Genomic DNA, 7634 nt, shown 5'->3' on the forward strand with positions numbered 1-7634 from the left:
TTCTAAAGAGTATGTTTATGAGAACCATTGGAAAACTGGCAAAAGATTTAGATATCAATGTTGAAACAATCCGTTTCTATGAGCGCCAAGGTCTGATAGAGCAACCTTTAAAACCAGAGTCTGGTTACAGAATGTATGGCGATGCCCTTACCAGTCAACTCAAATTTATTCTGAAAGCTAAAGCATTAGGGTTTACGCTGAAAGAAATTGAATCGCTTATGTCACTAAGTGACAGTTGCGCTGATATTGAGTCGATGGGGTTGCAAAAACTTAATCTCATTCGTAATAAAATTGCTGATTTACAGCGATTAGAGAAAGTAATTCAAGATATGACAGATTCTTGCAAGGCCAATCAAGACCCTCAATCCTGCCCGGTAATAAATTCACTTAAATAGCTATTGACCCCGTACTTATGTACGGAGTTTATACTACCTTAAAAATTGAGGTAGATAGTTATGATCAATAAAATTCTAGATAAAGTAGGTTCTGGTGGCGTTTGGCTAGCCGCCCTTAGCTGCACAGCATGTTTTCCTGCACTCGGCTCATTGGCATCTGCTCTTGGGTTAGGTTTTCTTTCACATTTTGAAGGGATAGCGGTGAACACCTTATTGCCATTATTTGCTTCACTAGCGTTGTTAGTTAATTTCTATAATTGGTATCAACATCGAGATTCATTGAGAGGCGTTTTAAGTGTCATTGGCCCAATTGCAGTATTGCTGACCCTTTATCCTTTATGGCAATACGACTGGAGCACTTACTTATTTTACTTTGGGATCATTTGGATGGTCGTAATGTCTATTTTAGATATTGTTAAGCCCATTAAGGAACCAGTATGCAAGGTATAGAACTAGAATCTAAAATCACTTGCCCTGAATGTGGATTTAGCAAAGTTGAAACCATGCCTACAAACGCTTGCCAATGGTATTACGAATGCGAAAGCTGTAAAGCACTACTTAAACCGTTAAAAGGTGATTGTTGCGTTTATTGCTCTTATGGAACAGTTAAGTGTCCTCCTATTCAAGAAGGCAATGCATGTTGCTCAGGTAAGTAGCCTAGTATTCGGTGGTTCTGTGTCAACCAAGTAATATCTTAAATGCGATTGCGATTAACACTAAACCACCAAATAGTTCAGCTTTAGATTCCAGCCATACGCCACTTCTTTCGCCGATATTCACACCAATCCAGCTAAAGGCAAACGTCGTGACGCCTATTATCAAGCAAGCTACGGCTATATCTACCTCAAGCAATGTGATTGCATAACCTGCCGCCATTGCATCAATACTGGTGGCAATAGCAAGAACAAATAGCACACGATGAGTAACATTAGCAATATCTTCTTCAATTCCTTCAGATTGGGACTCATAAATCATTTTGCCACCGATAAATACTAGCAAAATAAAAGCTATCCAAGGTGCATAATCTTCAATCCAAGATGATAAACCTTTACCGCTGTAATAGCCTAAAAGAGGCATAAAGCCTTGGAAAAAACCAAAATAAGCAGCGGCTTTAATAAAGAGCTTTTCAGCATTTACTACTTTTTTAGAACCTAAGCCTATGGATACTGCAAACGCGTCCATACTGAGTGCTATAGCTAATACAAATACTTCAAACAAACCGATTAAACCTGAATAAAATTGTTATAAGATTACGTGACGTATAATTAGTTACTTGACTGATGTTAAACACCTAAGATTTACTGACAATTTTTCTATTATCAAAGCCTTATTTTTACACCAAATTTCAGCCAGATATTCAGTAACAGTGCCAACACTTGAAGGAAACAGAATATTCCCCGCCACTTTGGCGAAAGGTCCATCAGTTTCGAGTAGAACTCTATCTTGAGGTATCCACGATATTACTTTTTTAGCTCTGGCTGAAGTTAGCATGGCTGGCCCAATAGAGAAGAAACAGCCTAGCTCGACGGCTTCTAGAACTTGCTTCTTAGTACCTAAAAACCAATGAAGAATAGAAGTACCAGCATTGGGATGTAACTTAAGTTGTTCAAGAACTTCACCAGTCGCGTTAAGACTATGGATAGTTAGTATTTTGTCATCAAAGCCTTCACATTTTTTTAGAATATGCGTGAAAACCTCTAATTGATCATCAAAGTAATCAGCGTAACCTTTTGAGCCATCCAGTCCAATTTCTCCAATATATCTAGTTCTATCAACTAGCTTATCGAATAGTGCTAATTCATTTTTTCTTAGATGAGCAAGTTGAGGGTGAAGCCCCAAGGCCGTCTTACAGTGTTTTATGCCACTTGTTAACTGGACAGTACCTTCAAAAGCTGAAGGCACCGTAGTTACTGATAGCACGTAATAATTACTGCTTTTTATGTCGTTCAATACCTCTTGATGATCTGGATATAAATCAACGTGGCAATGAAGATCCATCATGACGATTTATCCGCTTGGAGAAATAATTCAACCTCTGCCAATCCTCGCTTAATAGTTGATTCTAATTTTTCTCGTATATCTTTTTCTTGTGGTATTGGCCCTGAACTTCGAAGCCAAGAACGATAGTTATCGGATTGTTTCAATCTAATAATGGCAGTTTGAACCGCTTGGAGATCATCGCGAGTATCTTTTTCTTTGATAAGATCTCTCAACCGCTTTGTCTTGTATGGCGCATCTTGTGTAAAACCAGCATGAAAAACTGACACTCTTCGAATAAGGCAAGGTACACAATGCCCACACTGTTTATGTTCTCTGTGCCAATGACTGCATGAAACACTTAGGGGAACTGCTTTTCTAATTGCGTCTTGATCAACACATTCCGCTAACATTTCACCTTTAGTTTTGAATTGATAGGGGTTTACAAATTTGACATGAAACCCAGTGTCTCTAAGCAAAGATTCAAGCCTGCTTAGAAAATTAGGATGAGTAGTTCTAGTGCTATGGCTACCAATCCGTCTTCTGGTAAGCGGCGGATTTATAGAAATATAGCCATTCTCTGGGACGACAATAGTTTCAATACTGCTATCGCAATTAGCATTTCTTAAGGCTGATATACCAAGTACCGCCATAGCTAGGAAGTTAAAGCTTCTTCCCCTCATACTAATGTCAGTTTTACCTTCTAAGTGCTTAATAATATGGGGAGACATTGAATAGGACAATTCGCCGAATGGCGGGGATAATAATTGCTTAATGTCTTCTTGCTTAGCGCCATCACCACGATAAGCGTGACTAACCAAGAGAGGCTTTAAATCTGATTCTCCGTTCAAAATATCAATTGCACCAACTGCGCTATCAAGACCACCAGAAAAAAGGCAAACAGAGTTGAGTCCAATTAATGATTTTGCTTTTGCTTTCGCTTGCTCACTTGTTTTAGGAGTCGGCATCGGCATAGTTGTTTTTTCAAAAGTAAACAGCCATTGATCGCCTGTAAGAAAGTTGAGCAAAGAACTCAGTTCAGGTTCTACAAAATTCCACATATCCTCATCAGTTACAGGAACATGCAAATGCATTTTTCTAGCCCATGCATTTTCTGCATTATCCCTTAATTCAAATGTATCAGCAGCGGTAACGGCGGTAGCAATTGTTATCAGATCTATTGAATCAGCATCTACATTCAATCCTAAATCACGAACTGTTTGTAGTAGTTGTTTTGACACCAAGCTGTGCTTAGTGATGTCATTTTGATGCGTATGAAACATTTGGACAGGATGACAATCATCAGAAAAGTCAGGCAAGTTAGCAGGGTCATGGTTAAAGTAAAAATTAGTCATTAAAGCTCTCCCATTCATCAACCGTCATAGCAATAGCATCGGCTTGAATTTTAGTAATATTTTCTTTGCTAATAGTACTGGGGTTGCCATTAGTTACTTTGTCTAACTGCTCTTGTGTAATCACTTTTATTAGTTCCCTTAATTCAACTTCCATTTGATGATGCTTGCTTGCTGGCTCAACATGAAACCAAGCTCTGCCCATGCCTTCAACCACATCCTGAAAAATAAGGTCTGTTAAATAACAGCCTATGGCTTCTTGGATAACTTCGTCAGTAAAACTGTTTGGGTCAAATTCTTCTGTATCGGGGAGTGCTTCTTCTAGTGCGTAATCCAACGCAACTCTTACAGCATCCGAATCGGCATTATCAGGCGCTAAATGGCTAGCAATTTTGTCGATTGCTTGATCAGTCGATAGCCCAGTTAGATCACCTAATGATAAGCTTTGATTATTAACCGTTACGGTGTCGCCACGCATGACACCAAGCAATCCAGAACCAGCAGTTATGCCGCTTGATAGTCTCCTGCTTGTGCTTTTACCTCCGCCAGAGCCTTTTCTAGAGTAACTTTTTAATGAACGCCTTAGATCTGAGGTTGAGCCACCTGTTTGCGCATATTTACCAAATGCTCTTCTGGCACTGGCAAACCTATTTGGAGGCGGTGTTGCTGTAGGTGAACCACCGATTTCTTGTTGAACCTTGTCATTGTCAATATCATTGCTATTGTCATTCTGATCATCAGCTTGATTATTATCAGAGCCAGCTTGCTCATCCCCATCAGTACCTGATGCAGGTTCTATTGTGACAGGATCTCCTTGCTCTGCCCAAGATGGAATAAGTGGACTCTTATTATTTGGTCCTGTTGACGATGCGGACGTACCCATATTACTTAGTTCCCTCTAGTTCTTTTAAAATTGGATTAAGCCATCTTTGGCGGGGCAAGCTTTTTAAAAATGTAAGAAGACTTAAGCTACATTTATCATCCTGCTTGGCAAGTAACACAGCCCCATAAATGCCTGTTGGTCTTTCGGTCCAATCACCAATCAACTTAAAGTTTTCAATCAAACCATCCATGACTGACATGTATTCTTCCTTCGGAGTTGTGGTAATCGCAGTAGAGTTAACGCCACTGACCCTTACCTTTTGCTTCATTAATTCTTCTACGAGTTTTTGAGCGGCTCCAGACATTACCGAATTAACAGCCCCCATTGGAATGCTTTCTCTGCTCAGATATGCCGCTGGTGTCAAATCCATTTCAGTGAACATGGGAGGTAATTTCGACCATTTATCAATAAAAGCTAGGTCGAGTTTCCACTCTTCAGGTAAATTAATTTCGTCAAATTCGACTTCTGAATTTTCAAGATCCGCTAATACTTTTGGATATCCGTTTTCCTTATCAATTAATTCATAAAGCTTGTTGGTAGCCTGAGTGCCTAAGCACCTCTCAAAAATTACCAGCTTAGTGATAGTTTTTTCATCAAGCTGCATTCCTCTGCGATGAGCGGTTTTCTTTCTCATCTTAACCTGATTGAGTAATCGCTTAACTATGCGAGGGTTGCCGTTAATGTTTGTGGATTCAGCTAATAGTGGAGCTAACTGTTCAGCAACCACAAATTTACTTCTGAGTTCGGAATGCTTTTCAATCTCGTGATCTTGAAGTAGCTCGTCAACGGTAATTTGTGGTTGTTTCCACGACAGCCTTAATGACTCTTCAAGGGCACATCTTATCGTTTCTAATTGCGCATCGGTAACGCCGTGATCTTGAGCAGTAAGCATCATTAAATATGCCCTTATCTCCAGAACGCCGGGTCTTGGTACATGCACAGGAATTTGAATAAGCTTGTCTAAATAATCAGTTTGATGTCGTTGAGATGCACCTTTGTGATACTCAGGCACTGCCAAGCGGATCATGTCCTCATCGGCGGCAATAACAAATGCAGTATTGGGTAAAAATAGAAATAACCTGATCGCCTCAAGGGTCGAAATAGCATTAAATGGAGAGCAGCGATCTAAATTATCGACATAGACAATAAGTGGCTTATCAAACTCCTTTAACAGATCAGAATATGCTTTTCGGAATTCTTTAATTTCTTTAGGAGGTGAAAATGATTTATTATCTTTGATCAAACCTTTGTTTTTCTTCGCGACATCCTTAGCGCCATCGACAGCACCTTTTACATCATCAACATCCAGTTCACCATCGTCACCACCACTGAATAGTCCCATGATCTTCTGTATACCACCCATAGTTGGTATACCAGCTAATGCTGCACCACCATCCATTAGCAATCCCATCAGTCTGATCTTATCTATTCGTCCAGCAAACTCTTTTGCTTTTGCACTGAGATTTTTATCGTCTGCTGCTTTTTTAACTAAAGTAGATGCAATTGTTTCTAGTAACGCCGCTTTAGCGTCATCATACCCTTGGAAAGTCCATGCATCGAAATGTACTTGGATATATTCTTGTTCATCACTTTCCAGAGAAGCCTTAGTAAGTTCAAGAATCGTCGATTTTCCAGCGCCCCAATCACCAAAAACGCCTATACTAATAGGCATTAACTCCTTTTCTGTTATAAGATCTTTTATTGACTCAGCCGTTTCATTAAAATTTAAGAAATCAATTTTTGATTCTTTATCAGACCACATGTAGTGGTACAGTGATTTTGGCCACCCATTAAGAAAGAAATGTTATGCTAATAAGCATACAAATTTGGGTGAAAAAATGACGAAATTAAAACGCGCAACGTATTCTGCGGCAATCAAATTAGAAACAGCTCAGCTTGTAGTTGACCAAAGTTATACTCAAGAAGAAGCAGCCAAAGCGATGGGGGTGGGTAAATCAACCGTCAGTAAGTGGGTTACTCAATTAAAGCAAGAGCGGAGTGGCCAGACACCATCTGCTTCACCAATGACGCCCGAACAAATTGAAATCCGCGAACTTAAAAAGCAAATCCAACGCATTAAATTAGAAAAGGATATATTAAAAAAGGCTACCGCTCTCTTGATGTCCGACTCCCTGAACAATTCTCGTTAATTGAGAAACTAAATCAACGAGAGCGTTACCCAATTAGCGTGCTGTGTAACGTATTCAATGTGCATCGTAGCAGCTATAAATATTGGGCTATACGGGATACAACGCCGACGCCAGAGCAAATAAGGCTAGAAGCTGAAGTTAAAGCCATACATGCAATGAGCGGCGGCTCAGCTGGGGCGCGGACAATCGCGGCAATAGCAACGAACAATGATTTTGAATTGAGTCGTTATCGTGCTGCTAAGCTAATGGTTAAATTAAAGCTTGAAAGCTGCCAAGTACCTCAACATTCATATAAACGCGGTGGTAATGAGCACCTTGAAATTCCAAATCTGCTTGATAGACAATTTGATGTTGTTGAGCCAGATACCGTGTGGTGCGGTGATGTGACGTATATTTGGACAGGCAATCGCTGGGCCTATTTAGCGGTCGTTGTTGATTTGTTTGCACGTAAAGTCGTTGGTTGGGCAATGTCGTTGTCGCCAGATACTAACTTAACGCTAAAAGCGCTTGAACTCGCGTATGAAAGCAGAGGTAAGCCAAGTGGACTGATGTTTCATTCAGACCAAGGTAGTCATTATACAAGTTTAAAATATCGTCAACGTTTATGGCGCTATAAAATTACACAAAGTATGAGCAGGCGCGGAAATTGTTGGGATAATGCGCCAATGGAGCGATTTTTTAGAAGCTTTAAAACGGAGTGGATGCCAAAGGTTGGATACGAAAACTTTAAAGATGCTAAATATAGTGTGAGTGATTATATCAACGGGTATTACAACAACGTTAGGCCACATCATTATAATGCCGGTTTAGCGCCAAATGAATCTGAGGTTAGATACCAAGATTCTAAAGCTGTGGCCAAATTTTATTGACCACTACA

The 7634-nt window shown here is 39.9% G+C and carries 9 protein-coding genes; 4 read left to right on the top strand and 5 right to left on the bottom strand.

The genetic code is table 11. The features are described from left to right. The first annotated feature begins 17 nt into the window (after nucleotides 1-17). The 3 genes from L641_RS0100540 to L641_RS0100550 are packed head-to-tail and all read left to right on the top strand — an operon-like array spanning nucleotide 18 to nucleotide 1051. Entirely contained in the window at nucleotides 18-395 is a 378-nt protein-coding gene (locus L641_RS0100540) for a MerR family transcriptional regulator (protein WP_008464133.1), read from the top strand. 60 nt (nucleotides 396-455) lie between these two features. Further along, the gene (gene merC / locus L641_RS0100545) at nucleotides 456-845 is read left to right on the top strand and encodes an organomercurial transporter MerC (protein ID WP_008109712.1); all 390 of its coding nucleotides are present in this window, start codon (nucleotides 456-458) and stop codon (nucleotides 843-845) included. Next, nucleotides 833-1051, top strand: a complete 219-nt coding sequence (locus L641_RS0100550; protein WP_008109710.1) for a GDCCVxC domain-containing (seleno)protein — start codon at nucleotides 833-835, stop codon at nucleotides 1049-1051. Before merC ends, L641_RS0100550 begins: the two co-directional genes overlap by 13 nt. Nucleotides 1052-1073: 22 nt before the next feature. On the opposite strand, the gene L641_RS0100555 is transcribed toward L641_RS0100550, so the two are convergent. From L641_RS0100555 to L641_RS22085, 5 genes are read right to left on the bottom strand one after another with little or no spacing between them, the layout of a single operon-like run. Then, entirely contained in the window at nucleotides 1074-1613 is a 540-nt protein-coding gene (locus tag L641_RS0100555; protein WP_008109708.1) for a manganese efflux pump MntP family protein, read from the bottom strand. 51 nt (nucleotides 1614-1664) lie between these two features. Beyond that, entirely contained in the window at nucleotides 1665-2396 is a 732-nt protein-coding gene (gene qatD, locus L641_RS0100560) for a Qat anti-phage system TatD family nuclease QatD (RefSeq protein WP_008109706.1), read from the bottom strand. Further along, on the bottom strand, nucleotides 2393-3727 hold the full coding sequence (gene qatC / locus L641_RS0100565; RefSeq protein ID WP_024600835.1) for a Qat anti-phage system QueC-like protein QatC: 1335 nt from the start codon (nucleotides 3725-3727) through the stop codon (nucleotides 2393-2395). Before qatC ends, qatD begins: the two co-directional genes overlap by 4 nt. Next, nucleotides 3720-4607: a hypothetical protein gene (locus tag L641_RS0100570; RefSeq protein ID WP_008109702.1), complete on the bottom strand. Its 888-nt coding sequence runs from the start codon at nucleotides 4605-4607 to the stop codon at nucleotides 3720-3722. Before L641_RS0100570 ends, qatC begins: the two co-directional genes overlap by 8 nt. A 1-nt stretch (nucleotide 4608) precedes the next feature. Beyond that, nucleotides 4609-6369 (bottom strand): P-loop NTPase fold protein, encoded by a 1761-nt coding sequence (locus L641_RS22085; protein ID WP_024596196.1) that lies wholly within the window; start codon nucleotides 6367-6369, stop codon nucleotides 4609-4611. 76 nt (nucleotides 6370-6445) lie between these two features. Here L641_RS22085 and L641_RS0100585 point away from each other — a divergent pair. Further along, a protein-coding gene (locus L641_RS0100585; RefSeq protein ID WP_086007400.1) for an IS3 family transposase occupies nucleotides 6446-7626 on the top strand; the annotation gives its coding sequence in 2 pieces (ribosomal slippage) (nucleotides 6446-6704 and nucleotides 6704-7626; 1182 coding nt in all). Nucleotides 7627-7634: the final 8 nt, after the last annotated feature.

This window comes from Pseudoalteromonas sp. TB41, from assembly GCF_000497975.1.
GTDB classification, from domain to species: Bacteria; Pseudomonadota; Gammaproteobacteria; order Enterobacterales; family Alteromonadaceae; genus Pseudoalteromonas; species Pseudoalteromonas tetraodonis.

Excerpts from the sequence above, each read along its gene's own strand:
- L641_RS0100550 (WP_008109710.1), top strand. The coding sequence starts at position 833 with ATGCAAGGTATAGAACTAGAATCTAAAATCACTTGCCCTGAATGTGGA.
- L641_RS0100540 (WP_008464133.1), top strand. The coding sequence starts at position 18 with ATGAGAACCATTGGAAAACTGGCAAAAGATTTAGATATCAATGTTGAA.
- qatD (WP_008109706.1), bottom strand. The coding sequence starts at position 2,396 with ATGATGGATCTTCATTGCCACGTTGATTTATATCCAGATCATCAAGAG.
- L641_RS22085 (WP_024596196.1), bottom strand. The coding sequence starts at position 6,369 with ATGTGGTCTGATAAAGAATCAAAAATTGATTTCTTAAATTTTAATGAA.
- L641_RS0100570 (WP_008109702.1), bottom strand. The coding sequence starts at position 4,607 with ATGGGTACGTCCGCATCGTCAACAGGACCAAATAATAAGAGTCCACTT.
- qatC (WP_024600835.1), bottom strand. The coding sequence starts at position 3,727 with ATGACTAATTTTTACTTTAACCATGACCCTGCTAACTTGCCTGACTTT.
- merC (WP_008109712.1), top strand. The coding sequence starts at position 456 with ATGATCAATAAAATTCTAGATAAAGTAGGTTCTGGTGGCGTTTGGCTA.